This is a genomic window from Streptobacillus felis, assembly GCF_001559775.1.
GTDB lineage: Bacteria > Fusobacteriota > Fusobacteriia > Fusobacteriales > Leptotrichiaceae > Streptobacillus > Streptobacillus felis.
The window spans coordinates 1-462 of sequence record NZ_LOHX01000013.1 but is presented as its reverse complement, the minus strand read 5'-3'; the positions used below and the strand labels follow the sequence as shown (position 1 = coordinate 462).

The following is a 462-nucleotide window of genomic DNA, read 5'->3' as shown; positions in this document are numbered from 1 at the left end:
GATATAAATGGAAAATTTATTAAAAAGATTGGAAAAATTTGTAGTTGAAAGAGACTGGAATAAATTTCACACACCAGAGAATCTTTCAAAATCAATTATAATAGAAGCTGCAGAATTATTAGAAAACTTTCAATGGGGTGAAGTATCATATGACAGTGAAAATGTAGAAGAAGAACTTGCTGATATTATGATATATTGTTTACATTTAACTAATGTTTTAGGATTAGATCCATTAGAAATAATAAATCAAAAAATGGATAAAAATGAATTTAGATTTGATAAGGTGAAAAAATGATTAAAGTGAATAAGCATATTTTATTATTAATTGATGGTATTCTATGGTTAATTGCTGGATCAAGTGTATTCAAAATTGGGATAACAACAGAAATAAGATGGACACCTATTTAAGTTGCTTTAACATTAATAATTTTTTATATTTTAAATAAAAATATTTTTTCTAAA

General features: G+C 23.4%; 1 protein-coding gene. It reads left to right on the top strand.

Features of this window, described 5'->3' with window-relative positions:
• Positions 1-28 precede the first annotated feature (28 nt).
• Positions 29-295: a nucleotide pyrophosphohydrolase gene (locus tag AYC60_RS00295; protein ID WP_197416905.1), complete on the top strand. Its 267-nt coding sequence runs from the start codon at positions 29-31 to the stop codon at positions 293-295.
• The last annotated feature ends 167 nt before the right edge of the window (positions 296-462 follow it).